Origin of the sequence: Bradyrhizobium cenepequi, from assembly GCF_020329485.1 — a bacterium.
Taxonomy (GTDB): Bacteria; Pseudomonadota; Alphaproteobacteria; order Rhizobiales; family Xanthobacteraceae; genus Bradyrhizobium; species Bradyrhizobium cenepequi.
Genome location: NZ_JAGKJI010000009.1, coordinates 159,311 through 185,488 on the forward strand (window position 1 = coordinate 159,311; position 26,178 = coordinate 185,488).

Below are 26,178 nucleotides of genomic sequence, written 5' to 3' on the forward strand. Positions count from 1 at the left end.
CCCAAAACGGCCGTCAAGCCGCGGCGATCACACCCCGGAGCTGGTCGCGGACCTTGGCCCCGATCGCGCGGTAAATCGCCGCGTGCGGCCCGTCCGGCTCGCTTTCCACCACCGGGTTACCGGAGTCCGAGGTGGTTCGGATCGCCATATGGAGGGGGATTTCGCCCAGGAACGGCACCCCCAGCCGCTCGGCCTCATGCCGGGCGCCGCCATGGCCGAAAATGTCCGACCGCGTGCCGCAATGCGGGCACTGGAAATAGCTCATGTTCTCGACGATGCCGAGCACCGGCACGTTAACCTTCCTGAACATGGCGAGCCCGCGCCGCGCGTCGATCAAGGACAGGTCCTGCGGTGTGGAGACGATAATGGCGCCCTTGAGCGGCACGTTTTGCGCCAGCGTCAGCTGGGCGTCGCCGGTGCCGGGCGGCATGTCGACCACCAGCACGTCGAGCGCGCCCCAGGCGACGTCGCGCAGCATCTGCGTGATCGCCGACATCACCATCGGGCCGCGCCAGATCATCGCGGTGTCTTCCTCGACCAGGAAGCCGATCGACATGATCGAGAGCCCGAAGCGGGAGATCGGGATCATCTTCTTGTCGTCGTTGAGTGCGGGCTTCTCGCGGATCCCGGTCAGCCGCGGAATCGAGGGGCCATAGATGTCGGCATCGAGCAGGCCGACGCGCAAACCGACATCACGCAGGCCGAGCGCGAGGTTGAGCGCGGTAGTCGACTTGCCGACGCCGCCCTTGCCGGAGGCCACGGCGATGACCGCGGCGATCCCGGGGATTTCCGCCTGGCGCGACATTGGCGACGGCGCGCCCTGCGGCGGCCGATGAGCCGAGGCCGGCGGGACCCCGCCGCCGGCCGCGTGACGGTGCGGTGGCGGCGATGACGAGCCGGGTTTGCGCTCGGCGGTGAGCGCGATCATGGCGGCGGTGACGCCGGGAATGGCGCGCACGGCGCTCTCTGCCTGCGCGCGCACGCTTTCCCAGGCGCGCGCTTCCGCGGCATCGACATTGATCGAGAAGAACACCTTGCCGTCACTGACCGTGATCGGCGACAGCACGTTGGCATTGGTCAGGGCGACGCCGCGCGGCGACGTCACCCCCGCCAATTTCTCCAGAACCTGTTGGTGCGTCACGCTCACAGCCGCTCTCCTGCCGAATATCTTCATGCTGAGGTCACAGATATGACGGATCGGCGGAAAAGGGTAGTTGTGCCAGCGCAATAGATTCCGCGGTTGGCGCCGCGCCGCGGACGTTCCTACCTGCCGCCGACGTCGTCGGCGCGCTCGGCCGGCGCTTCGGCATCCTGTTCCTTGGCGACCTCGTAGTTCAATTCGATCATCACGCCATTGGGATCATGCACAAAGATCTGCCAGAGATCGCCGCCCGGAACTTGCCGGGAATCGAACGCCATGCCCTTGGACTGCAGGCGCCGCTTCATTGCCGCAAAACCGCTGCTGACGAAGGCCACATGATGAACCACGCCGGAGTCCGGCTTTTGCGGTTCATCCGTCAAGGATATGTCCACGAGGTGAACCACCGGCTTGCCCTCGCTGTACATCCAGGCGCCGGGAAAGGCGAAATTCGGCCGAGCCCCCTTCTCCAGGCCCAAAACATCCTCATAGAACTCGACGGTTTCGGCGAGTTTCCGGGTGCGGATGTTGAAATGATCGAGCACGCCTACGCTTGCGCCCATGTCTCACTCCCATTTTTGTGAGGTTCGTTGGTGACTGATCCTAGCACAAAACCGCTCGATCATGATCCGATTAGACAAAATCGGATCATGATCTCATCTCTTTGTTTGAGCATGATCTTTTCGGAAAACCGGTTTCCACTTTTCCGGATCATGCTCTGATATCGGCCAAATATCGGCCAAACGAAGCCGTTGCCCTCCGCGGCGCAGCGTTTATGGTGCGGCCTCCCGCCTGAAAAACACCGTCCGGCCCGTTCAATGTCGCCGGCAAAGTCCAAGGTAACTAGGCAAGAAACAAGGTAGCAGACATGGCTAAAGTCGCTTTTCTCGGTCTCGGCGTGATGGGTTTCCCCATGGCAGGACATCTCGCGAAAAAGGGTGGGCACGAGGTGACAGTGTACAATCGGACACCGGCGAAGGCGCAGGCCTGGGTCGAGAAGTTCGGCGGCCGCGCGGCGCCGACGCCGAAAGCCGCAGCCGAAGGCCAGGACTTCGTGATGTGCTGCGTCGGCAATGACAACGACCTGCGCGCGGTCACGATCGGCCCGGACGGTGCCTTCGCCGGCATGAAGAAGGGCGCGACCTTCGTCGACCACACCACCGCCTCCGCCGAAATCGCCCGCGAGCTCGACGCTGCCGCCCAGAAGGCCGGCTTCAAGTTCGTCGACGCGCCGGTGTCGGGCGGACAGGCCGGCGCCGAGAACGGCGTGCTGACGGTGATGTGCGGCGGCAAGCAAGATGCCTATGCCGGCGCCGAGCCCGTGATCGGGGCCTATGCCCGGATGTGCAAGTTGCTTGGACCGGCGGGCTCCGGCCAGCTCACCAAGATGGTCAACCAGATCTGCATCGCTGGCCTCGTGCAGGGCCTTTCCGAAGGCATCCACTTCGCCAAGAAGTCGGGCCTCGACGTTGCAGCCGTGATCGACGTGATCTCCAAGGGCGCGGCGCAATCCTGGCAGATGGAGAACCGCTACAAGACCATGAGCGAGGGCAAGTACGATTTCGGCTTCGCGGTGGAATGGATGCGCAAGGATCTCTCGATCTGCATCGCCGAAGCGCGACGCAACGGTGCCAATCTCCCAGTGAGCGCGCTGGTCGATCAGTTCTATGCCGAAGTCGAGAAAATGGGCGGCAAGCGCTGGGACACGTCGAGCCTGCTCGCGCGGCTGGAGCGCTGACGGCGCGCGTGCTGGGCTCCTTCCCCCTGCAAGGGGGAAGGTCGGGATGGGGGTCAAGCCACGCGCGCCGGCGTTCGGGGAGAGAGATGATCTCCACCCGGTTTGCGCTTTCAGCGCAAACCGACCTCCCTTTTCAAGGGGAGCGTCGGGCGCGCTCACTCACCCGGAACATCGTTTTCAAATCCAATCTCCAGTCGGCGGTCAGTTCGAAATTCCAGTGGGTATGTTCCAATTCGCAGCGTTCGAACGCCGTATTGATTTCAGCGACTTGATGGTTGATCTGGCCGCTCTCGTGGCTCACTTTGATACGTCGTTAAGTCAGATCAATAACGGCAGCTTCGGGAGTTTGCCCGGAAGAATAATTTGGAAGAAGATAAGGTGGTCAGCCAGCACAATGGTGCGTTGATGATAACCATGCAGGTGACGTTCCCTGCTGAAGGGTGAGAAGGAAGTCTGACCGACCTCGCGACCATCCGCACACATGCATTGAGATGTCGAAGCGTGCGGATCGATCCACCTATCGGTTTCAAACGCGGGTTAGGTCGTATCACTTTGAAAAAAGGCGAGGATAACCTGGCTAACAACTGTTGCGGGTAGCACATGGAGCGTTATTAGTCACCTCGATGTTTTTTCAACGGGGTGGATATCGAAATGAGGCGCTGCAGCTCCTGCATTCTCGCAATTGCGCTTCTTTCTTTCCTTAGCACCAAGCCTCATGCAGAAGCGCTTCCCAATCGCGCGAGCCAATCATGTTGAAAGCTACCGAAGAGGAGATCGAGGAAGTCCGAGAATACTTTGAATGGCAGGCGCCCGACCTCGAAGTGACATTCATGCAGAAGGTCTACTCTGAGGCCGTCGTTAACACGCGGCACGACGTATGGGACATTCACACCAACAAGGATCGCTGGTGGGTCATCACGGGCGGCACGAACCTTTACTCTCAGGAGCAGTTCCCAAATATGGACCTTGCTCTGACCTTCCATATTGGCCTGATCCTCCGCATCCCGCGCACGGAAGAACAACAGAAAGACGATCTACGCATCCTCCCATTCGGTCCCGTCTTTCAGAAGATGGAAGAAGTCGGCACCGCCGTGACACAGGCGCAGAGCCTCACCGACTATCAGACCGTCGGCGTCCGCTGCCGCGAGGTGCTACTCGAACTGATCGGCGTCGCGCAGGACGCGGCAATGTGGACCGACGAACCGCCACAGCGAGCGAACTTCCGCGCGTGGGTGGAAATCATCTGCAACCATCTTCTGCCGAGCGACACCAACAAAGAGCGTCGCGGGGTCCTCAAAGGTGCGCTTGAGTCCGCATGGACGTTTTCCAACTGGCTGACGCATTCGAAGTCGGCCGCCTGGAGCGATGCCGATATGGCGCACTCGTTGATCCAGCACGCCAGCGGCATGGCGACGGGATTGATCCTTCGCGCATTGCGCGGTGTGCCTGAGGAATGCCCCAACTGTGGCTCGCCGCATCTCGGACCCGAACAGGGCGAAAATGCCGCTGCACCCGGCGTGCTCTGGGAACGACCGCGTTGCGCCGATTGCGGATGGACTGGCAGGCCCGTCCCGATCCTCGACCGCGAGGACGGACAGCCCATCATCACTCGCGAAGGAGAAGAGTCCGACGAGCACGGCATCATGACAGTTCCGCTGCGCACGATCCTTGGGCCGGGCGATCCGCCGATTGAGCCGCTTAGGAAAATAGAGACCGGGCCACCGGAGCCGGTCGTCTATTTTGCCTACGGGTCTAACATGTCTACCGCCAGGCTGCGCAAGCGCATGCCGAGCTGCAAGCCGCTCGGCATTGCTACCTTGCCGGGTCATGCGCTTCGCTTCCATAAGCGTAGCGCGGACGATTCCGGGAAATGCAACGCATTTGCCAGTGGCAACAACGATAGAGTGATCGGAGTCCTGTTCAGCTTCGATCCTGCCGAGCGTGCCAAGCTAGATGAGGCCGAAGGCGTCGGCAGCGGCTACGAGCACGCGATGGTCACGGTCATCAACGAGAAAGGTCGCAGGCGGAAGGTCCTTACCTATCTCGCCACCCCCGACTACGTCGACGATAGCCTCAAACCCTACGGCTGGTACAAGGACTTTGTCCTTGCCGGTGGCAGGGAACACGGCCTGCCGCCGGAGTATATCACAGAATACATCCAGTCGGTTGAGGCGATCGAAGATCCCGACGAGACACGGGACAGGAAGCAGCGGGCCACGCTCGGAAGTCCCGGGCGCTGAGCCTACGGTTTCGGTGCGAGTTGCCCGTCAAGACTGCGAATTCGATGTCCGCTTCTGAGCCCCAACTCGGACCTTGGGTGAGGTCGGCTATAGCGCCGCTACCAGGGGCACAGCGGACAAGCGGTGCGATCAAAGCGGTGGATGCGTTTTGGCAAGGACGCGTTTTAAAGGGTGGCTCTTGCGAAACATCACGTGTCCGCTGGGCGGCGGTCGAACGACCCAAATGGTTCGGGCACGATGGCTTCCGGTTCGGCGGCGTATCCTCCAAGCCCCTGATTTTTCGCCGTTTTTTGTTCCGCGCTCAGGAAATTGACCAAAAAAACCAAAACGAAATCAATAGCTTGCGCGCGTTAACGTTGGACCGCCGGTCGGAAATGCTAAGAATTCTGATTTTCGGACGCCCCCGCCCTTCGAACATTCCCCGATCTCCTACACCATCGCTATCGTCGCATTACATTTGAAACCAGTTCCATCAGTCTTCAGCGGTAACAGGGCACGGGCCTTGCTGCGTAGGTTGCTCTAGCAACCAGACGGAGGCGACATGGTCGTAGTGATACTCGTGTTGGCAATGTGCATTGCGGCGGCGTGCGTGATCCTCGCGCTTTTGCTCTGACCAATGCGAACAAGAACGGTGCAGAGACATTGGCGCACCAGGTGTCCCGGTGATCAGGCAGTCACCACGATGGGGAGATCTTACCGGATACGCGGAAGGCGGGTGCGGTTCAGTTGACCGACCGGAGCGGCGGCATCACCGTGACCTTATCATCGTCGTCACGCCGTTTCGGTAGCTGATCGAGCTTCTGTTCCAACCGCTGGAACAGCTTTTCCATACGCTCGTCAAGCCACAGACACCGGCGTTCGTGGAGAGAGATGATCCCCACCCGCTTTGCGCGTTCCGCGCAAACCGACCTCCCCTTTTCAAGGGAGGTTGAGGCGCATTCACTGATAACGCCAATCGTTAATTTAACTTCTCGTTAACGAGATTCTTTAGCTTTCTAAGTCATCGCTTAATGATTTGGCGCGAGAGATAGACAATGCAAAAGCCCGTGCGGTTCGCGGGCAGAATTTTGTGTTGTTTAATGAGTGATCCCGCGGAAAAGCCTGAAGTTGTTCAGCTGCCGGCCGAGCCCCAGGCTGCCGCGCCGGTCAACAGTCGGCGTGCCGCGGCGCAGCGGGTGCGGGAGGCGCGGGATCGGTTAACGTCAACCAGCGGGACCCGCCCCGCATTCGACACTGAACTGCTCCGCCAATATGCGCAAACGAGGATCTCCGCATCCTACGTCGTGATGCTGCTGGTGATCGCCACCGGCGTGCTGTTTGGTATATGGCAAGAGCCGATCGTGGCAGCGGCCTGGACCATCGGCATACTCGGCATCCATGCCGCGACCGTGAAGACCTGCGCCAGGTTCCTGAAGGAGTCCCCCTCGCCTGCCGCGACGCGCAAATGGCAGACGCGGTTCGTGCTGCTCGACCTGCTCTACGGCCTGTTCTGGACGGTGATCCTGACCCATCCCGCGGGCACGGATGCCGCCTCCAACGCGCTGATGATGTTCCTGATGCTGCTGGTGATCGCAGTCTCCAGCATGCTCGCGGCGAGCCTTCCGATCGCAGCACTGGCAGCCACCGCGCCGGTAACGATCGCGATCGCCGTCAGCTTCGTGCTGAGCGGTTCCTTCGACAACTACGTGTTCGCGCTGCTCGCGCTGGGCGCCGAGGGCTATTTCGCGCTGCTTGCCCACCGCCTGCATTCGACGACGCTCGCCACGCTGCAGGCGCGCGCCGAGAAGGATGTGCTGATCGCCGAGCTCGAGCAGTCCAAGGCGATCTCCGACGAGGCGCGGCATCGCGCCGAAGCCGCCAACGTCGCCAAGTCGCGCTTCCTGGCCCAAATGAGCCACGAATTGCGCACGCCGCTGAATGCCATCCTCGGCTTCTCCGAGGTGATGAAGAGCGAGATCTTCGGCGCGCATGCGGTCCCGGTCTACAAGGAATATTCCGCCGACATCCACAATTCCGGCGTCCACCTGCTCAACCTCATCAACGAGATCCTTGATCTGTCGCGGATCGAGGCCGGTCGCTACGAGCTCAACGAGGAAGCGGTCTCGCTGGTGCATGTCGTCGCCGACTGCCACCATCTCTTGAAACTGCGCGCGACCAGCCGCGGCATCACCATCCACGAAGTGTTCGAGCAAGGCATGCCGCGGATCTGGGTCGACGAGCGCGCCACGCGGCAGATCGTGCTCAACCTCTTGTCCAACTCGATCAAGTTCACCCCGCAAGGCGGCGAGATCTGGCTGAAGGTCGGCTGGACCGCCTCCGGCGGGCAATATCTGAGCGTGAAGGACACCGGCTCGGGCATTGCCGAGGACGAGATTCCGATCGTGCTGGCATCGTTCGGCCAGGGCTCCAACTCGATCAAATCGGCCGAACAAGGTGCCGGATTGGGCTTGCCGATCGCCAAGAGCCTGATCGACCTGCATGGCGGCACCTTCACGCTGAAGTCCAAGCTGCGCATCGGCACCGAGGTGATCGTGACCTTCCCGCCCGAGCGCGTGATGTCGGCGCTGGCGCCGATGGCCGAGGAAGCGCCGCCTTTGCAGCCGCAACCTTCGATGCCTTTGACCGACGACAAGAAAAGGGGGCGCCACAAGCCGATCATGAGTGCAGGCACCGGACTGTAGACCCTACGAAGAAAAGTCATCCCGCTAAGCGCTTGCACCCGCGATCGAAATCGTTCCACTATCGATGGATGAGCAAAGAAACGCCGTGTATCGCAGTCTGTATGATCGACCCCAGGACCAAGCTCTGCTTCGGCTGTGGGCGAACGCTGCCCGAGATCGCACGCTGGCACAAGATGGACAGCACCGAGCGCCTCGCCGTGATGGCACTGTTGCCCGCACGCATGGCGGAAGCTGGTCTCGAGCGGACAGAGGCGCATCCGAAGCGCGCCTGATGCATTGGACGCGGGAGGCGGTGTCATGAGCCGCATCCTGCTCGTGCTCTTGATGCTGGTTGCGACTGCGGGCGCCGTCGTCGCCTATGGCGATCCCGAGCAGATCGTACGCGCCAGCCATCAGGTCTCGCACATGCTGCGCGGCAACTTCGTGGCTCCCGCCCCCGCCGTGCAGATCCCGCGCGGACAAGGCGGCGAATTCGCACTGCGCGCCAAGATCAATGGCGTCAGCGCACCGATGGTGATCGACACTGGCGCGACCTCGGTGGTCTTGACCTGGGAGACCGCGAAGGCGATCGGGCTGCCGATCGACATGCTCGAATACAATGTCGATCTCGAAACCGCCGGCGGCCACACCAAGGCGGCGCGGCTGACGCTGGATCGCCTCGCCGTCGGTCGGCTGGTCGAAAAGTCGATTCCGGCGCTGGTGGTGCCGCGCGGGCAGATGAAGACCAATCTGCTCGGCATGAGCTTCCTGGACCGGCTGGAAAGCTGGGGCGTGCGAGCCGACAAGCTGATGCTGAACGGCTATCCCGACGTGCTAGGCCGCCATCGGCGCGGCCGCACCGCTTCCAATTAGCGCGATCGCCTCGCGCAGCACATCTGCGCCCGCCCCCGGCCTCGTGCCATGCTCGGCGAGATGGCGACGGAACGCCCGCGCGCCAGGCACGCCGAAGAATACCCCGACGAAATGTCGCGTGATCGCATGCAGCCGCGTGCCGCGCGCGAGCTGCTCCTCGATATAGGGGATCATCGCTTCGAGCGCGTCCTGCATCGTGGCGTGCGGCGCCGCCTCGTCGAACAGATCGGGATCGACCGACAACAACCGCCACGGCTCCTGGTAGGCCGCGCGCCCAAGCATCACGCCATCGACATGCGCCAGATGCCGCTTCGCCTCGTCGAGGCTTGCGATGCCGCCATTGATGATGATGGGGACATCGGGCATGGCGGCCTTCAGCCGATAGACGCAGTCGTAGTCGAGCGGCGGGATGTCGCGGTTCTCCTTCGGCGACAGTCCGTTGAGCCAGGCCTTCCTTGCATGCACGACCAGTGCATCCGCGCCCGCTTCGATCACGCTGCGCGCCAGCGTATCGAGCGCCAGTTCCGGATCCTGGTCATCGATCCCGATACGGCATTTCACCGTCACGGGAACCCGCACCGCGCACTTCATCGCCGCGACGCCCTCGGCAACGAGTGCCGGCTCTGCCATCAGGCAAGCGCCGAACCGGCCATCCTTCACACGGTCGGACGGGCAGCCGACGTTGAGGTTGATCTCATCATAGCCGAAATCCTCGCCGACCCGAGCCGCGGTCGCGAGTTCGCGCGGATCGGACCCGCCAAGCTGCAACGCCACCGGATGCTCGCTCGCATCAAACCCAAGCAGCCGCACACGGTCGCCATGGATGACGGCGCCGGTCGTCAGCATCTCCGTATAAAGCCGCGCCCGCCGCGAGAGCCGACGATGAAAGACGCGACACCGGGTATCGGTCCAATCCATCATCGGAGCCACAGAAAAGCGATAGTGCTGCGATTTCAATGATTTACCTTATCATCTCAATAGGATGAAACACGAACGTGTGCACTCCAAACTAGCCGAAATTGCACACGTTTGTACCCGTTTTGACCTCTCAGTGCATACGTAGCGCACACGAATTGGGGAGTGCACACGGCCATGGCCAGCTTCACTCAGTTGCCCTCCGGGAACTGGCGCGTCCAGGTGCGCCGCAAGAACCGTTACGTGTCAGAGACCTTCCGCCGGCGCAAGGACGGGGAAGACTGGGCGCTCTATATGGAGCGCAATATTGACCGCAGCGGGTCGCCAAAACCACGCGCCGCCGTACAGGCAAAAACCTTCGGCGATATCATCGATCTGCATATCGAGGACATGCACGAGGTGGGTCGCCCTCCCCGCCGCTCCAAAGCCGCCGTGTTGGAGGCTGTGTGTACTGAAAACCTAAACCCGGACGTAGTGGTGATGGAGTCCGCCGAGGATGTGGAACGATTTGATGCTTCCGGTCCGCTGAACCGGGCGAGCAACCGGCGCGTCCTTATCCAACGACCGGTGCGTTCTGAAATCGTTGTAATAGCGTGCGTAAGATCGCAAGATCCGGCGTAGATGCGTCTCACCAAGAACGATGATGTGATCCAAGCACTCGCGCCGGATCGATCCAATCAGCCGTTCGGCAAAGCCATTCTGCCGCGGCGAGGCTGGTGCAATCGGCCTGTCGCGGATGCCGATGGCGCGCAATCGCCGCGTAACGAGGCTGCCATAGGTGCGATCGCGATCGCGAATGAGGTATTTTGGGGCCTCATCCAAGGAAAGGCCTCGGTGATCTGACGCGCAACCCATTCCGCCGTCGGATTCTTTGTGATGTTGATCCAGACTAGGCCTCTGCGGTCCAGTCGGACGATGACGAATGCGTAGCCAGGTCGAAACCGATCATTGGAACAAAGAACAGGTCCATGGCGGCGATGTCCGGCGCGTGGTTACGCAAGAAGGTCTGCCATCCCTGGCTTGGTGGGCCTCGGCGCTTGACCATGTACTTGGCAACGCTCGATTGCGCGACCTCGAACCCAAGCTTGAGCAGTTCGCCATGAATATGCGGTGCTCCCCAAAGCGAATTATCGATGCTCATTCGCCGGATCAGCGCCCGCAATTCAGTATCCATCTGCGGTCGCCCTCCCCGTGGGCGCGACTTCCAGCGCCAGTGACGGCGAAAGCCGGCCCGGTGCCACCGCACCAGCGTCTCGGGGTGGATGATCGTGAGGACCTGCAGGATCGATGGAAACCAGCGATATAGCTGAATGAAGAACCAGCGATCATTGCTCGTGAGCCGGACGCGACCATGCAGCTTAGGCCTCAAGATAATCAATTGATGTCGGAGCGCCGCATTCTCTGCTTCAAGTCGGCTCTTCGACTTGAGAGGCGAAGCCAAGACAGCCAATCCGAAACACAGTAGCCCGATCATTCTTCTAGCTTAGGCGATTCCGTCACCTCATCAACTCGGATAAGGTTTTCGGCACACACAGCACGCAATGGCGCTGTGAAAGAACCAAGCCTATGCTTCTCGAGTTTATTGCTGCCCCAAGATCAGCTTCTCCGCGGCGGTCTCGTTAGCTCGCGCGCTGCACTACAGATCGAGATCCAGCAAGCGGATGGCATTTCCGCCTGCAAGCTGAGCCAGCGTCGCTTCATCCATGCCGTTGACGCCGGCGATGTGGCCGATCGGGTTGAACTCCGCCATATCGAACGGATAGTCCGTACCCATCAAGATTCGATCCGGTCCAAATACCTCGAGCAGGTAAGCGAGTTGGTGATAGGTGAATACGACCGTATCAAGATAAACCTGACGAAGATATGTCGTCGGCGGCAGGGGCAGATCCCCGCGAGAATCCTGTCGTGCGCCCCACGCATGATCGATCCGTCCCGAGTAAGCCGGCAGATATCCGCCGCCGTGCACTGCGAGCAGCTTGAGATCGGGAAAGCGCGCCAGGGTACCGCTGAAAATCAGGTTATGCAGCGCAAGAGTCGTGTCCAGCGGATTGCCTATGACGTTGTTGAAATAGTAATGCGTGAATCGCTCACCGTGGGTAAAGCCATTGGGATGCAGCATGATCAAGGCACCGAGCTGCTCGGCCCTGGCGAAAAACGGCCGGTATAGCGGATCTGACAATTCCTTACCGTCTACATTGGTCAGGATCTGAACGCCCTTCAGCTTCAGCTCTGAGATGACATAGTCAAGTTCGCGCACCGCGAGGTCGGGCTGCTGCAGCGTGACCCCACCCAGCCCCAGGAAGCGGTCAGGTTTGCGCGAGCAAAATTCGGCGACGCCGTCATTTGCAATCCGGTGCGCCGATTCCGCAATTTTGGGATCCACAGAATAGTAGCACTGCCCGGGTGCAGGTGCGACGACCTGGATGTCGATTCCCATCCTGTCGAGATCAGACAGCCGCCGGTCAATCGTTGTCATTATCTCCCTGAGGTCTTCCTCCTGCGCGGCGTTGATTTCCTTCGTCGCGGGATCAGAGAAGTATGCCAGAGGAATTCGGTTTATCTCGAGGTGCGGCTGGGCAATTTTGGCGGCTTCGGGAACGACGATATGCGCATGGATATCAATGGTCGGTGATGATGGCCGGCGCACCCGGCCGTCGGCATTATTGATTCGCGCGGCTGTAAGGCCATAGCGGTTCTTGCGATCGATCATGGGTTGTCCGTTCTTGTCGACAAATTGGAATTACGCTTGCATCACCGTCCATTCGAGCGCGGCGCTGAAGCGCTTGATCGCGGCCGCCACGTGCGCCCGCAACAAGCTGACGGCGCGGCGTGAGTCGCGCGCCTGCAGCGCGGAAATAATGGCATTGTGCTCTTCGACGAATTTATGCGCATTCGGCCCCCGTACGGCTGAGACGCTCATACGGACAAGACGCTCCGTCTCTTCGATGAGATCGCACGCGGTTCGCGCCATGCGGGCGTTGCCCGAACAACGCGCGAGCGTGCAGTGGAAATCCCGATTATAGGTGATGAACTGGCTCTCATAGTCGCCGTCGAATTCGCGAAATCGATCGAGCGCCTTGAGTTCTTCATCGGACGCGTTCTTCACCGCCTCGGCAAGGCAGGCGAGTTCCATCGTCAGGCGGAAGGTGAACAATTCGTTTGCGTCCCGCAGCGAGAGGGGAGCAACGCGGTAGCCCTGGCGCGGGATGACAATGACGAGGCCCTCGCTGACAAGCTGCTGAAGCGCCTCGCGCACCGGAGACTTGCTGACGTCGAACGCCTGGGCGAGTTCCTGTTCGCGCAGTTCACGGCCTGGCGGCAACTCGCAGGTAAGAATTTGCTGCCGCAGCAGCCCGTAAATCCGTTTGCTTTGCATTGTGCCCGAAGCGTCCCCGTCAGGCCGCCTCGTAAGATATCACAACCAGAGACAGCCGGGCACTAAGGTACCTTAAGATATTCCAAAATGCCACAAACTTCGCGGAAGTAAACGCCTCCTTACGATCTTCTTGACTTGCCAGAGGTCTCGTGACATCTCAGAATCAACCAAGTTAAGAATAACAGATGTATCAAGATCTGTTTCGAGGGAGGTACAATATGAGGCGGATCGCCACGCTCTTTTCGACCACGTTCCTGATGGGTTGGGCCTTGGTGACCGCTTCCGAGGCGGCCGAGCCGTTGAAGGTCGGGTTCATGACCGTCAGGTCGGGCGCGCTAGCCGCGGGCGGCCGACAGATGGAGGAAGGACTCCAGCTTTGCATCGATGCACATCGCGGCGAGATGGCCGGTCGCAAGATCCAGATCATCACTGCCGATACGGCCGGCCAACCGGCCGTTACCAAGACCAAGGCTCAGGAGCTGATCGAGCGCGATGGCGCGCAGGTTCTGATCGGGCCGCTGGCGGCGTTCGAAGCCTTGGCAATCGACGATTATATCCGCCAGACAAAGACCCCCATTATTTCCCCGTCGGCGGCTGCTGAAGACCTCACTCAGCGAAAGCCCAACCCGTGGTTCGTCCGTGCGGTTGGCACCTCGGCGCAGGCGCATCATCCGCTTGGCGAATATGCCGCCAAGGAATTGCACTACAAACGCATCGCGATCGTCGCCGACGATTTCGCATTCGGCCACGAAATCGCCGCCGGATTTCAGCGTACGTTCGAACAGAACGGCGGAAAGGTCATCCAGAAGCTTTGGTCGCCGCTGAATGCAGCCGAATACGGCACCTACATCAGCCAAATCGATCCTAACGCAGATGCCGTTTTTGCCGCGTTCGCCGGAGGCAACGGCATCAAGTTTCTTGGCGAATACAAGAACTACGGCATGCAGAAGCCTATCCTCGGCGCGATGACGACCGTCGATGAAGGCATCCTCAAGAGAATGGGCGACGAAGCACTCGGCGTGATTTCCGCGGGATGGTACAGCGCGGCCATCGACACGCCCGCTAACAAGAAATTCGTCGAAGCTGTACGCAAGTCCTACGGCGCCGACCCCGGCTACTACACCGTGGGCGCCTATATGGCCTGCCAGTTTCTCAATAATGCACTCGAACAGGTGAAGGGCGACATCTCGGACAAGGCAGCCTTCATGAAGGCTCTGCGGAACGTCAACATTCCCGAAAGTCCGTACGGGCAGGTCAAGCTCGACCAATACGGTCAGCCGATCCTCGATATCGCGATCCGGAAGGTCGAGAGGAAGGACGGGAAGTTGCAGAACACGGTCATCAAGACCTATCCGGCCGTCAGCCAGTTCTGGACCTATAAGCCGGAGGAGTTCCTGAAGAGCCCGGTCTATTCGCGCGACTGGACGCCGGTGAAATAATTTCGCTTCAGCGAAGAGAGGTCCGCATGAATTTCTGGGTCATTCAGGGTTTGAACGGCCTGGCGTTCGGGTCTCTCCTTTTCATCCTTGCGTCGGGATTTTCGCTGATCTTCGGCCTGATGCGCATCGTGAACCTGTCCCACGGTGCCTACTTCATGCTGGGCGCCTATGTCGGGCTTTCGGCGATCGACGCCGGGGTAAGCTTCTGGGTTGCGATCTTGATCGGTGGCCTCGCCATCTCTGTGTTGGGCGCGATCATTGAACGATTTATTCTGCGGCGATTGAGCGGACAGCCGCTGGCGCAGGTACTGGTGACCCTTGGCATCGCCTTCATCATCGCCGACGCCTGTGTCTGGATCTGGACCGGCGACCCCCGTCCGGTCCCGATGCCGCGGGAACTGGCGGGCGCATTTCGCGTGCAGCAACTTGCGTTCCCGATCTACCGCCTGTTCGTCATCGGCGTCGCCTTCACGCTGGCTGCCACGTTGTGGTTCCTGCTCGAACGCAGTCGCCTTGGCGCCATGATCCGCGCCGGCGTCGACGACCTCAGCATGGCGCGCGCGATGGGTATCCGAACATCGCTTCTGTTTCCGGTTGTGTTTTGCCTTGGGTCGGCACTTGCCGGCGCCGGCGGCGTGCTGGCTGGCCCCATCCTCTCGGTCTACCCTGGCCTCGATACCGACATGTTGCCGCTCGCCCTCGTCGTTGTGATCCTTGGTGGGATCGGCAGCCTGCTGGGCGCGTTTATCGGCAGCCTGATCATCGGCTTCATTTACAGCTACGGCCAAGCTCTCTTTCCGGACCTCGCCTACGTGATCCTGTTTCTGCCTATGGTGCTGGTCCTGACCTTGCGGCCTACAGGTCTGTTCGGGAGGCAAGCCATTTGATCAGCACTTCGCGCCCCCAAATAGTCCTTGGTCTGGTCGCAATCGCCGCGCTGCTGGCGATGCCATGGCTGGTGACATCGGACTATTACGTCAATATCGCAACTCAAATCGTCATCGCCGCAATCCTCGCAATGAGCCTCAACGTGCTGGTAGGATTCGGCGGCATGGTCTCGCTCGGCCATGCATCCTATCTCGGCGTCGCCGCATATCTGACGGTCTATCTTACCGCCCACGCAGGCTTCGGGCCCCTCGCCGGTGCGCTGGCGGCCATCGCCGCCACGACGATTCTCGCCATGCTGTTCGGCTATCTAGCGCTGCGCGCGTCCGGGCTCGGCTTCCTGATGATTACCCTGGCGCTCGGCCAGATCTTGTGGGGCATCGCCTATCGATGGGCGAGCCTCACTGGTGGCGACAACGGTCTTGGCGGCGCTGTCCGGCCACACCCGCTTGGGGTCGACCTGATGAACCCCACTGCATTCTTCTATTTCGCCCTGATCTTCCTGGCCGCGGCCATGTGGCTGATATCGCGATTCATCCAGTCGGGCCTCGGACAAAGCCTGCAAGGCGCGCGCGATCAGCCCCGGCGCATGCGTGCGCTGGGCTACAATGTGTGGCTGATCCAGTGGCTGAGCTTCGTGTTCGCCGGATTCTGGGGCGCGATTGCCGGCATGCTGTACGCCTATTACAACCAGTTCGTCAGCCCGCAAACGCTTCACCTTACCACGTCAGCCGAGACGCTGTTGATGGTCATTGCCGGGGGGACCGGCACGTTGTTTGGACCGATCGTGGGCGCAGCGCTCGTCGTTATCCTAAAGAACGTCGTGAGCGCCTACATCACGCGGTGGCTGATGCTGCTTGGGATCATCTTCGTGACCATCGTGATGTTCATGCCCGAAGGCCTTGTGCCTGGCACGCGCCGCCTGCGCGGCATTGTGAGGAAACGCCGGGGTTCGCCCACGACGCCGGCTCTGCCCGTTACCGAGGAGCGCCCGACGTGACAGTGCCCGCACTCGAGGTCACGGGACTTCATCGCTTTTTCGGTGGCTTGCCGGCGGTATGCGACGTGTCAATGCGTGTGCCAGCTGGCGAACGGCGGCTGCTGCTCGGCCCCAACGGAGCGGGCAAGACGACCCTGTTCAATCTTGTCGCCGGCGACTTTCCGCCCTCGCGAGGCGAAATCCGGATCTTCGGCGAGAACGTCACCAGGAAGACCGCGGACCAGCGCACGCATCTCGGGATGGCACGGACCTACCAGATCATCACGCTGTTCGCGAAGAACACGCTGCTGCACAACGTCGTCATGTCGCTGATGGGCCTGCTGAGACTGCGCTTCAATCCGCTGTCCGACATAAGGCGGCAGAAGACGCTCTGGGATGAAGCGCGAGCGACCTTGGCTCTCGTCGGCCTTGAACATCTCGCCGACAGGACGGTGGCGGACACTAGTTACGGCGAAAAGCGTCGGCTCGAGATCGCCATGGCGCTCGCCCAAAAGCCGAAACTCCTGCTGCTTGACGAACCTCTGGCGGGTCTCTCGGCCGACGAGCGGCGGGATATCCAGCGACTCCTGCAAACCATTCCGCGTGAAGTGACGATCATCATGATCGAGCACGACATGGATGTCGCCCTCGCCTTCGCCGATGTCATTACTGTGATGCAGCGCGGTCAGATCGTCGTCGAGGGAAATCGCGCCGACGTGGTTGCCGATCCGAAGACGCGGGAGGTATATCTTGGGCACTGACGCGCTTGTGATCAGCGGCCTCAATGCGTTCTATGGCGAGAGCCATGTTCTGCACGATCTGTCCTTCACCGTGAAGCAAGGACAGGTTCTAGGCCTGCTCGGCCGCAATGGCGCCGGCAAGACCACCTGCATCAGCGCCATCATCGGCCTGGTCCGTGCCAACGCCACACACCTCGAACTGTTCGGCCAGTCGATCGCCGGCCTGTCGCCCGAGGCGATCTCGCTGAAAGGTGTCGGTCTCGTTCCGCAGGGCCGACGGATATTTCCCTCGCTGACCGTCTATGAGAATCTCACCGTCGCCGCACGCCGCAACCGTTCGGCCCAACGGGCCGACTGGACACTAGACGATGTCTACACCGCATTTCCGCGGTTAGCGGAGCGGCAGCGACAGCTCGCCGGCTCGCTGTCCGGCGGCGAACAGCAGATGCTCGCGATCTGCCGCGCCCTGATGACCAATCCGCAGTTGATCCTGTTCGACGAACCATCCGAAGGTCTCGCCCCGCAGATCGTCGCAGAGGTTGCCGCCGTCCTGAAGCGACTTCGCGACAGCGGTCTGTCGATCATTCTCGTCGAGCAGAACATCAAGCTTGCCCTGGAAATCGCCGACGAGGTCGTGGTCCTGAATACCGGCTATATCGCGCATACAGGTGCAGCGAGCTCGCTTCGCGCGGACAGCCAGCGCATCGAACAACTTCTTGGCGTTTATTGAAAGGCTACAGCATGGCGTCGATTTCCCTGCGCGATGGAGTTCTCGACATCGTCGAGTCCGGAGCCGGAAAGCCCATTGTGCTTCTTCACTCGCTTCTTGCGGATCGTACCATCTTCGACAAGATCGTGCCGGCGCTCGCGCGGACACGCCGGGTAATCGTGCCTGACCTGCCGGGCTTTGGTGGTTCGTCATCGGCCGGCGCGACGATAGAAGCCATCGCCGACCGCATTTCCGGGCTGTTCGGAGCCCTGAACCTTGGCGCGACGGCCGATGTGCTGGGCAATGGCTTCGGCGGCTTTGTCGCCAGCACCTTGGCGATCCGCCACGGCGGCAAGTTCGATCGTCTGGTGCTCGCTGACACCGGAATGAGCTTCTCTCCTGAGGGCAAGCAATCATTCTACGCAATGGCCGAACGCGTTCGCAAGGCCGGCATGGGAGCTATCATTGAGGTAGCTATGAAGCGGCTCTTCCCTGAAGACTATATCGCGGCGCATCCCGAAATCGCCACCGAGCGGCGCAATGCCCTGCTTAACACCAATCCGGAATTCTTTGCCGAAGCCTGCCTCGCGCTCGCCGCACTGGATCTGACCTCTGGCATTGCGACCATTCGCAATCCCACCCTGGTCGTGGTGGGTGAACTCGACGCCGCGACGCCGCCGGAGATGGCGCGTGCGCTGGCCAAGGCGCTTCCAAAGGCCGATCTGATCGAAATTCCGGGTTGCGGTCACGCGCCAATGGCACAATCGCCTGGAACTTTCATCAAGACGATCTCGGATTTCCTCGCACTGACCTGATCCATGAAAGCGCCACCGTTCCAATATCACCGACCACACACGCGCGAGGAGCTCGGCGCGCTGCTGGCGAGTCTCGACAACGCGAAGATCCTCGCTGGCGGCCAATCGCTGATGCCGATGCTGAATTTGCGCGTGCTCGCGCCCGATCACCTGATCGACATCAACCGCGTTCCGGAACTCGCGGGCATTCGCGAAACCGTCGACGGAATCGAAATCGGCGCCATGACCCGTCAGGCGGACATCCTCGCCTCTCCAATCATCCAGGCTCGACTCCCACTGCTTGCGCGCGCGCTCGAGCATGTCGGCCATATCCAGACTCGATCACGCGGAACGATTGGGGGCAGCTGTTGCCACCTCGATCCGTCCGCCGAGCAGCCGGCAATCTGCGCTGCGCTCGATGCCGAGTTTGTTGCCACTGGACCGAATGGCCGCCGGGTAATCCCGGCGGCGGATTGGTTTCAGGGCCTGTTGCAGTCCGCGCTGGAAGATCAGGAATTTCTTGAGGCGTTGCGCTTCAAACCCTGGGCCAAAGGTCACGGCTACGGCTTCGCAGAATACGCGCGGCGGCACGGTGACTTTGCCATATCCGGCGCGGCGGCGCTCCTCGAGGTCGATGGCAGGGGCCAGATCACGCGCACGGCACTGCTGGTGTTCGGAGTCGAGCCCGCACCACGGCGTCTTTACGACGCCGAAGCGGCGCTCGTCGGCCAGATCATCCGCGAGATCGCGCTCGCACCAATCATTGACGCAGCACGCGCCCTCGACCCGATGGAAGACGTTCACGTAACGGCCGATTATCGCCGCCATCTCGCCGGTATCCTGATCGGTCGCGCCCTGCGAGAGGCCTGCAGCAGTCTGGAGCGGTCCCAATGACCGGAAAACACCTTACATTCACGCTCAACGGCGAGCCCCGCGAGACCAGCGCCGATCCACGGACGCACCTTGCCGATTTCCTGCGTTACGGCCTTGGACTCACCGGAACACATGTCGGGTGCGAGCACGGCGTGTGTGGCGCCTGTACGGTCATCGTGGATGGTGTGCCAGTGCGATCTTGCCTGATGCTGGCGGTGCAGATCGACTGTTGCACGGTTGAAACTGTCGAAGGCCTCGCCAATGGCGACGAACTCTCTCCCCTGCAGCAGGCGTTCTCCACGCATCACGGCTTGCAATGCGGGTTCTGCACGCCCGGCATGCTGATGACGCTCGAAGCCTTACTGCGCGCCACGCCCTCCCCGACTGAACATGACATCAGAATGGCGATCTCGGGCAACATCTGCCGCTGCACCGGCTATCAGGGCATAGTCGAAGCGGCTCTTGCTGCCGCAGCGGTAAGGACAAGCACGCCATGAGCGCACGTTATTTCGGGGCTGCGGTTGCCCGTGTCGAGGATCCGCGCTTGTTGGCGGGTCGGGGACGCTATGTCGATGATGCAGTGCTTCCAGGAATGCTGCATGCGGCCTTCGTCCGGGCCAGTATGGCTCATGGCCGTATCCGCAACATCGATGCGAGCGACGCCAAGGGCATGCCGGGCGTCGTCGCGATCTATACGATGGCGGATTTTGCCGGGATCGCGCAAGGCGCGATGCCGCCGATGGCGCCGCACCCTCTCCTGCCGACGCCAATTACCTATCACCCATTGGCTGTGGAGGAGGTCTGTCACGTCGGCGAAGCCATCGCGATCGTGCTCGCCGATGACCGCGCAACGGCCGAAGATGCAGCAGCAGCCGTCTTACTCGACATCGAGGAATTGCCGGCTGTTGCCGACGCCGTCCTTGCGTGGAAAGCCGGAGCGCCCAGGGTCCACAGCAAGCGACCGAGCAACATTGCGGCCAGCTTGAAGGCCGGCTTCTCCGATTGCGACGCGGTGTTTGCGAAGGCGGACCATGTCCTGACGGAGCGCTTCGATATTCATCGCGGCGGCTGCCATTCCATGGAGTGCCGAGGCGTGGTTGCCAGCGTCGATCCGCATTCCGGTGTGCTCACACTGTCTACGTCCTCACAATCGCCCTACATGGTGCGGCGACATCTTGCGACCTATCTCGGGCGCGATGAGAGCGAGATCCGTGTGATGACGCCAGATGTTGGCGGCGGCTTTGGCCCGAAGGCCAATGTCTATCCGGAAGAGTTCGCCGTGGCGCTCGCCGCGATCAAGACTGGGCGGCCGGTCAAATGGATCGAGGACCGCCAGGAACACTTTGTCGCCACAACACAGCAACGCGGACAAGTTTGGACGCTCGATGTCGCCTTTGACAACGACGGACGGATGCGCGCGATCCGCGGCCATTGCATCCACGATAATGGTGCCTACGCGCCCTATGGTCTCATTCTGCCGGCGACAGCCCTGGCCAGCTTTCCGGGCCCATACGCGCTCGAGGCGCTCGACCTTACAATTGACGTCGTGTTGACGAACCTGGTGCCGACGTCACCCGTACGTGGCGCATGCCGCCCAAACGCCGCGTTTTTGCTTGAACGGCTCGCCGACCGTATTGCGCGCCATCTCGGTATCGACCGACAGCAGGTGCGCCGGCGCAGCTTCGTTCGCGCCGACCAAATGCCTTACTCTACTGGCATGAAGGCGCGTGATGGCTCACCGATCTCCTATGACAGTGGCGACTACATCGCCGCTCTGGATCTCGTGCTCGACAAAATCGGCGCTGCCGGTTTCGAAGCCCGCCGCGCGGCAGCCGCGGATCGCGGGAAGCTGCTTGGCCTCGGTATCGCATCCTGCGTCGAGGATACCGGCCTCGGTCCATTTGAAGGAGCTTCGGTTCGGGTCACGCCAGCGGGAAAGGTCGTCGTCAGCACCGGCGCATCAAGCCAAGGTCAGGGACATCGTACGGCTTTCGCGCAGATCGCCGCTGATGCCCTTGGCGTCGAGCTGAATGACGTGATGGTCGAGACCGCCGACACCTCGAGATTCCCGTTGGGCATGTCCACCATTGCAAGCCGGATCGCAGTAACGGCCGGCTCTTCGGTTGAACTGGCTGCACAGAAGGTTCGAGCCAAGGCGATCGCCTTTGCCTCCCATAAGCTGGAGGTTGGTGAGCAAGATCTCGAACTCGAAGGCGGAGCAGTACGAGTCAAAGGTGTTCCGGGAATGAACGTCAGCTTATCGGAGATCGCACGAACACTGGCCGGGAATGTCGGAATAAGTCTCCCAGGCGGCATGGAACCCGACCTGGCGGCGACTGCCTACTTCAACTCCACCGCACTGACCTTTGCGTACGGCGCAAATGCCTGCGAGGTCGAGATCGATCCCGAGACCGGCGATGTGCGGGTTGTTCGCTACGTCGTGGTTCACGACTGCGGCAAGCTGATCAATCCACTCATTGTCGATGGCCAAATTCGTGGCGGGGTGGTGCACGGAATCGGCAACGCGCTGTTTGAACGCATGATCTATGACGAAGCCGGCCAGCCTCTGACGACCACTTACGCCGACTACTTCCTGCCGTTGGCCTCCGAGATGCCGCCAATCGAAATCCATCACGTGGAGACACCGTCGCCGCGCAACCCGATCGGCGTCAAAGGCGCCGGCGAAGGCGGCACAATTCCAGCCGCGGCCTGCGTGATCTCGGCCGTCGAGAATGCGCTGGGATCGAACGCGCCGTTCATCCACCTTCACCCGATTTCGCCGCAACAGGTGGTGAAATGGTTAGAGAGGACCGCATCGGCGGCGAAGGCCTGATTGTCAATCGGCCGTCAACTGGACCTGATCGCCAGCAAACCATCCGCACCGGTAGCTGCCGATCCAGATTGTTCGGCCCGACTCCGAAGCGCCTTACCAGCCGAACAAAGTCAACTCTCAGAGCCAGCCAGATCTTCACCGTCGGTTTGCAGCAATGCAATCGTCCCGGCGAGCTCCGACCGCTACCATCAGGCGAACGAAATCGTAGGAAATCGTAGATTGGCCTAGAAAATCGCGGCCCTTGGTAGCGGGGGAGCGACTCAAACCCCCGACACCAAGTCTTGTCCTCACTGCCATTCGCGGATCTCTTCGCGATAGGCCGAACACCGTAACGAGGCGACCCGCTCCTAAAGTCGTGCGTGAGTACCCTGCCCCTGCGACCTCTAGCTCTCTGGGCCGTCTCGGCTCTTTGCGGACCCGCATCACTCGAATAAGCGACCGCCCACACTTGCGCACATTTTTCTTGATCTCCGTTGCACACGTCGTGCACACGCGGCCGTTTATCTTGTTGAAAAACTGAAACTCTCGCTCCGATCCATCATGAGCCAATTTGAAGCAGCTCCAGCCAAGCAGCGGCAATTTGAGCAAGCTGTGACAAACGACTGGTGCTGGCCGAGCGGCACTTTGACAGTTCGCCCGCCAAAGGCCACCTCTTGTGTGCGATCCAACTACGCTTCGAATGCGACCGAGCAAGATTAACTCCCAAGCTCGCAACGTCCTCTGCTTGCGCTTGATCGAACGGGAGATTCCGAAACTGATTGCATGAGATCGGTGTGACGGAGAGAGTGTCAGTCAATTCCCATTGAAAGACAAAGCATTTTCGACCTCTCCAAACCAAAACCCATCGTTGGAGCTACGGCTGAAACGGGGTTTCGCTTCCGACAAAGGTCAATTCCATTATCAAGACCTGGGGGCGCCCGAGCCCGAACCTCAGGAGGTTGTGTCCAAAGCTTTCACTCAATCGCGTGGGGATTGGCGGCCGTGACGTCGCTTTGCAAGCGTCGGGCGCCTCAGGGACAACAAAGAATCGGGGGTTCGAGTTAGGGAAGCGCTACATCGCTAGACGCACTCTTTCCGAAGCCCTGTTTTCCTACCGGAGAGCAGCCTGACTGGCGACGTGGAGCCTTGGTGGTCCGCCAAACGCCGCCGTTCGTGCGCAATCCATCGCCAGCTTTTGAAGTGCTCCCGCGTAGGTTCAAATCCTGGAGCCGCAACACCCGATCTCTGCGAAACGGCGTCCAAAACGCGAAAGCCCTTCTGGGTCGCCTGCGCCAATATCGCAAGAAATCGGTGGTTGGTTGAAGTCGCGATATAGTTTGGCCACCCCTTCGCTCGTCTAATACAGCTTCGTCATCGCCATCAGCTCGGCGGATGCCATGTCGAGCACATAGTCCCAGTCACCCTCGGCGCGGGGGCGGAGCAGGTACATGGACGGGTACCAGGGGCAATCGGTGCGATGGAGCAGCCAGAGCCCGACGTAGCCGAGCAGCACCCAGATCGGCCTGCCCATGGAGCCCGTGAGATGGGCGACGGAGCCGTTAGTAATGATGACGAAGTCGAGGCTAGCGATGGCGGCGGCGGTATCGGCGAAACCGTTGATCAGCGGCGACAGGCCGATGATCGGGCCACCACGCGGCAGTGACCGCAGCTCCTGCTCCGGCGGCCCCTTCTGCAGGCTGTAGAGCTGCACGCCCGGAAGTGCGAAGCCCTGGAAGAAGCGCAGCAGCGACTGCGCGCGCTGCCGGTTGGGCTTGAAGGTGACGCTGCCCGACCAAACGATGCCGATCCTCAGCCGCCGCTCGGCGCTTACCAAACAGCGGCGCGAATTTGGCCATTCGGTCGCGGGATGGAAGGAACACCGGGGCCGTGGGAGATGACGCAAAGTCCTGGGTGAACGGGCCCGGCAGGCTGCAGAGGTAGCAGTGATAGTGCGCCTCCGGCAGCGACTGGTCGCGCACGAAGCGAACGGCGCGCCCCATAGCACGGCTCCGGACGAGACAGCAACAGAAAGTGCCGATAGACATCTGTCAACTCCGCTGCGCTGCCTACCGTAAATCAAATCCTGCCATATTGATGATGCAGTCCGCCCAGGATCGGACGGCAGATAATGCGTCCGGCTATCTCGACGGCCCGTGATATCGGCGCGTCCTTGTTCAACGACAGGTGAGTGCGCGTGCCATTATAGTAGTCCGTGTAGGACAGCAGCACACGGCGCAAATGGCGTTCGCCGAACACCACGATATGATCGAGGCATTCCCTGCGGATCGATCCGATCAGCCGTTCGGCAAAGCCATTCTGCCACGGCGAGGCTTGGTGCAACAGGCTTGTCGCGGATGCCCATGGCGCGCAATCAGCGCGTAACGAGGCTGCCATAGATGCGATCGCGATCGCGAATAAGGTTTTCGGTATATACAGGGTTGACTACCCCTACCAGGCGTTCCACGGCGAAGTCGGCGCGGGCCCTCGTCGACGCGCCGAGCTGGAGCACGTGGCTGGCGGGCTTCGGTGGTGTCCAGACCGCCGACGGCAACGGGTCGGTCGGGTCGAACAACACTAGGAGCAGCATCTATGCCGGCGCGGTCGGGTTGGACTATCGCGTTTCTCCGGACACCCTTGTCGGGTTCGCGCTCACGGGCGGCGAAACACGTTTCGAGGTCACCAACGGCGGCAGCGGTCATTCCGACCTGTTCCAGGCCGGCATGTTCGTTCGCCACAATGCTGGTCCGGCCTATGTCGGTGCCGCCCTGGCCTATGGCTGGCAAAGCGTCACCACCGACCGCGATGTAGCGGCAGGCGGCAGTCTCGATCGCCTGCGCGCGGAATTCGACGCAAAGGCGTTCTCGGGCCGTGCGGAAGGCGGCTATCGCTTTGTCACACCGTGGATGGGCGTCACCCCCTATGCAGCGGCGCAGGTCATCGCGCTCGATCTTCCCAGCTATGCTGAGCGGGCCATCGCGGGAGCCGGCACCTTCGCCCTCGCCTATGCGTCGAAGGAGGTGACCGTCAGCCGCAGCGAGTTCGGCTTTCGCACTGACAAGTCGTTCAATGCCAGCAAGCGTAGCACGTTCAATCCCTGCTTCACGGCAGCGGTCTTGATATTGAGAAGATTGCCGCGAGGTAGGTTATGACCGCGGTGCCTCACTGCGAACGCTCCTACAGGAACGCCTTGGGCGCGGCGTGCGCGAGCTTCGAGCCGACCTGCGGTGACAGCGTGCGAGTTCAGGGAGCGTGAACGAAGCCGAAGAGGATTACCCTGGTAAATTCAACATTGCTATCGCCAACGGCCAGTATTTCTTAGATGTCGACACCTATTGACCGTAACGGCGGTCTGCTCGCAGGTTATCAACGAAAGGCTCGCCTGCTGTCGCTGCTTGCTTGCATCGAACAAGATCGAAACGCGGCGAACCACATCTTTTAGCATAGGAGTTCAGAGAGGCCGCGATCGCCGGCGCAAATCTGTTCAGACGCGCGATAAAGAATGTTAGCATCGACCTTTGAAGCGCGCTCCCAAGATATCGCAACGCTAACCTACGATCTCGTGCGAATGCGCGTTGCAATCTGGTGCGATAACTGGGGCGGTAGCTTTTGCTGTCAGCAGAAGGACGATGGCTAAATATTTGAAATCATTGGTGGGCGGAAACCGATGAAACGGAGAACTATGTCTACGCCACAGCCCTATAAAATCATTCCCAAGCATCGTACGGAACTCAGAGCCACTCAAGACGTTTTCTTCTCAAATTAATGTCCCCGCCAGTCGGCGATGCACGATTTTGATCATGGCAAGACAATTAAGGAATCCGCGTGCAGCGTCTTCTCCTCGGCCGCCTCCTCTTTGCGCTGGTCACCCTTGCTTTCGCCGGTGGTGCGATATTTCTCGTGCCGCGCACATTCAGTACCGAGCCAGGTATGACGATTGCCTTCGCGGCCTTTGCGACATTCGTGCTCGTCGCGCTCGCTATCGTCGCGCGGCAGTTGCCGGAGGAAAT

26 protein-coding genes are annotated in these 26,178 nt (G+C 60.9%); 15 read left to right on the top strand and 11 right to left on the bottom strand.

Features of this window, described 5'->3' with window-relative positions; translation table 11 throughout:
- Window positions 1-13 precede the first annotated feature (13 nt).
- The gene (locus J6497_RS13600; RefSeq protein ID WP_225704774.1) at window positions 14-1,147 is read right to left on the bottom strand and encodes an Mrp/NBP35 family ATP-binding protein; all 1,134 of its coding nucleotides are present in this window, start codon (window positions 1,145-1,147) and stop codon (window positions 14-16) included.
- Between the two features lie 116 nt (window positions 1,148-1,263).
- Window positions 1,264-1,701, bottom strand: coding sequence for a VOC family protein (locus tag J6497_RS13605; protein ID WP_225704775.1), 438 nt, complete (start codon window positions 1,699-1,701; stop codon window positions 1,264-1,266).
- Between the two features lie 305 nt (window positions 1,702-2,006).
- On the opposite strand from J6497_RS13605, the gene J6497_RS13610 reads away from it, so the two are divergent.
- Window positions 2,007-2,876, top strand: coding sequence for an NAD(P)-dependent oxidoreductase (locus tag J6497_RS13610; RefSeq protein ID WP_225704776.1), 870 nt, complete (start codon window positions 2,007-2,009; stop codon window positions 2,874-2,876).
- 133 nt (window positions 2,877-3,009) lie between these two features.
- Here the strand turns inward: J6497_RS13610 and J6497_RS13615 are convergent, their stop codons facing one another.
- Complete coding sequence (locus J6497_RS13615; RefSeq protein ID WP_225704777.1) at window positions 3,010-3,177, bottom strand: hypothetical protein; 168 nt, start codon at window positions 3,175-3,177, stop codon at window positions 3,010-3,012.
- Between the two features lie 448 nt (window positions 3,178-3,625).
- Between J6497_RS13615 and J6497_RS13620 the strand changes: the two genes are divergently transcribed.
- From J6497_RS13620 to J6497_RS13635, 4 genes are all read left to right on the top strand, one after another.
- Window positions 3,626-5,116, top strand: a complete 1,491-nt coding sequence (locus J6497_RS13620; protein ID WP_225704778.1) for a gamma-glutamylcyclotransferase family protein — start codon at window positions 3,626-3,628, stop codon at window positions 5,114-5,116.
- A gap of 1,079 nt (window positions 5,117-6,195) precedes the next feature.
- Window positions 6,196-7,797, top strand: coding sequence for a sensor histidine kinase (locus J6497_RS13625; RefSeq protein WP_225704779.1), 1,602 nt, complete (start codon window positions 6,196-6,198; stop codon window positions 7,795-7,797).
- 68 nt (window positions 7,798-7,865) lie between these two features.
- Entirely contained in the window at window positions 7,866-8,069 is a 204-nt protein-coding gene (locus J6497_RS13630) for a DUF1289 domain-containing protein (protein ID WP_225704780.1), read from the top strand.
- A gap of 25 nt (window positions 8,070-8,094) precedes the next feature.
- On the top strand, window positions 8,095-8,649 hold the full coding sequence (locus J6497_RS13635; RefSeq protein ID WP_225704781.1) for a TIGR02281 family clan AA aspartic protease: 555 nt from the start codon (window positions 8,095-8,097) through the stop codon (window positions 8,647-8,649).
- Here the strand turns inward: J6497_RS13635 and dusA are convergent.
- The 5 genes from dusA to J6497_RS13660 form a co-directional block, all read right to left on the bottom strand.
- Window positions 8,611-9,606: a tRNA dihydrouridine(20/20a) synthase DusA gene (gene dusA, locus J6497_RS13640; protein WP_225704782.1), complete on the bottom strand. Its 996-nt coding sequence runs from the start codon at window positions 9,604-9,606 to the stop codon at window positions 8,611-8,613. The genes J6497_RS13635 and dusA overlap by 39 nt on opposite strands.
- 417 nt (window positions 9,607-10,023) lie before the next feature.
- Entirely contained in the window at window positions 10,024-10,419 is a 396-nt protein-coding gene (locus J6497_RS41930; protein ID WP_225704783.1) for an integrase core domain-containing protein, read from the bottom strand.
- Window positions 10,420-10,453: 34 nt separating this feature from the next.
- A complete protein-coding gene (locus J6497_RS13650) occupies window positions 10,454-10,738 on the bottom strand; it encodes a hypothetical protein (protein ID WP_225704784.1) in 285 nt (94 codons plus the stop codon).
- A 462-nt stretch (window positions 10,739-11,200) separates the two neighbouring features.
- A complete protein-coding gene (locus tag J6497_RS13655; protein WP_225704785.1) occupies window positions 11,201-12,274 on the bottom strand; it encodes an amidohydrolase family protein in 1,074 nt (357 codons plus the stop codon).
- Between the two features lie 30 nt (window positions 12,275-12,304).
- Complete coding sequence (locus J6497_RS13660; protein WP_225704786.1) at window positions 12,305-12,940, bottom strand: GntR family transcriptional regulator; 636 nt, start codon at window positions 12,938-12,940, stop codon at window positions 12,305-12,307.
- Window positions 12,941-13,158: 218 nt separating this feature from the next.
- Here J6497_RS13660 and J6497_RS13665 point away from each other — a divergent pair, with 218 nt between their 5' ends.
- The 9 genes from J6497_RS13665 to J6497_RS13705 are packed head-to-tail and all read left to right on the top strand — an operon-like array spanning window position 13,159 to window position 22,192.
- Complete coding sequence (locus tag J6497_RS13665) at window positions 13,159-14,379, top strand: ABC transporter substrate-binding protein (RefSeq protein ID WP_225704787.1); 1,221 nt, start codon at window positions 13,159-13,161, stop codon at window positions 14,377-14,379.
- A 26-nt stretch (window positions 14,380-14,405) separates the two neighbouring features.
- The gene (locus J6497_RS13670) at window positions 14,406-15,266 is read left to right on the top strand and encodes a branched-chain amino acid ABC transporter permease (protein ID WP_225704788.1); all 861 of its coding nucleotides are present in this window, start codon (window positions 14,406-14,408) and stop codon (window positions 15,264-15,266) included.
- Window positions 15,263-16,264, top strand: a complete 1,002-nt coding sequence (locus J6497_RS13675; RefSeq protein WP_225704789.1) for a branched-chain amino acid ABC transporter permease — start codon at window positions 15,263-15,265, stop codon at window positions 16,262-16,264. The genes J6497_RS13670 and J6497_RS13675 overlap by 4 nt, the downstream gene beginning before the upstream one ends.
- The gene (locus J6497_RS13680) at window positions 16,261-17,004 is read left to right on the top strand and encodes an ABC transporter ATP-binding protein (RefSeq protein ID WP_225704790.1); all 744 of its coding nucleotides are present in this window, start codon (window positions 16,261-16,263) and stop codon (window positions 17,002-17,004) included. Before J6497_RS13675 ends, J6497_RS13680 begins: the two co-directional genes overlap by 4 nt.
- Window positions 16,994-17,713: an ABC transporter ATP-binding protein gene (locus J6497_RS13685; RefSeq protein WP_225704791.1), complete on the top strand. Its 720-nt coding sequence runs from the start codon at window positions 16,994-16,996 to the stop codon at window positions 17,711-17,713. Before J6497_RS13680 ends, J6497_RS13685 begins: the two co-directional genes overlap by 11 nt.
- 11 nt (window positions 17,714-17,724) lie before the next feature.
- Complete coding sequence (locus tag J6497_RS13690) at window positions 17,725-18,507, top strand: alpha/beta fold hydrolase (RefSeq protein WP_225704792.1); 783 nt, start codon at window positions 17,725-17,727, stop codon at window positions 18,505-18,507.
- 3 nt (window positions 18,508-18,510) lie between these two features.
- Entirely contained in the window at window positions 18,511-19,380 is an 870-nt protein-coding gene (locus tag J6497_RS13695; RefSeq protein ID WP_225704793.1) for an FAD binding domain-containing protein, read from the top strand.
- Window positions 19,377-19,856: a (2Fe-2S)-binding protein gene (locus J6497_RS13700; RefSeq protein WP_225704794.1), complete on the top strand. Its 480-nt coding sequence runs from the start codon at window positions 19,377-19,379 to the stop codon at window positions 19,854-19,856. The genes J6497_RS13695 and J6497_RS13700 overlap by 4 nt, the downstream gene beginning before the upstream one ends.
- The gene (locus tag J6497_RS13705; protein WP_225704795.1) at window positions 19,853-22,192 is read left to right on the top strand and encodes a xanthine dehydrogenase family protein molybdopterin-binding subunit; all 2,340 of its coding nucleotides are present in this window, start codon (window positions 19,853-19,855) and stop codon (window positions 22,190-22,192) included. The genes J6497_RS13700 and J6497_RS13705 overlap by 4 nt, the downstream gene beginning before the upstream one ends.
- A gap of 1,336 nt (window positions 22,193-23,528) precedes the next feature.
- On the opposite strand, the gene J6497_RS13710 is transcribed toward J6497_RS13705, so the two are convergent.
- Both J6497_RS13710 and J6497_RS13715 read right to left on the bottom strand, forming a co-directional pair.
- The gene (locus J6497_RS13710; protein ID WP_225704796.1) at window positions 23,529-24,005 is read right to left on the bottom strand and encodes a hypothetical protein; all 477 of its coding nucleotides are present in this window, start codon (window positions 24,003-24,005) and stop codon (window positions 23,529-23,531) included.
- A 242-nt stretch (window positions 24,006-24,247) separates the two neighbouring features.
- The gene (locus J6497_RS13715) at window positions 24,248-24,511 is read right to left on the bottom strand and encodes an integrase core domain-containing protein (protein ID WP_249793536.1); all 264 of its coding nucleotides are present in this window, start codon (window positions 24,509-24,511) and stop codon (window positions 24,248-24,250) included.
- Window positions 24,512-24,609: 98 nt separating this feature from the next.
- On the opposite strand from J6497_RS13715, the gene J6497_RS13720 reads away from it, so the two are divergent.
- Window positions 24,610-25,320: an autotransporter outer membrane beta-barrel domain-containing protein gene (locus J6497_RS13720; RefSeq protein WP_312010287.1), complete on the top strand. Its 711-nt coding sequence runs from the start codon at window positions 24,610-24,612 to the stop codon at window positions 25,318-25,320.
- Between the two features lie 646 nt (window positions 25,321-25,966).
- Here J6497_RS13720 and J6497_RS13725 read toward each other — a convergent pair.
- On the bottom strand, window positions 25,967-26,178 hold a 212-nt coding region (locus tag J6497_RS13725), incomplete at its 5' end, for a hypothetical protein (protein WP_225704798.1).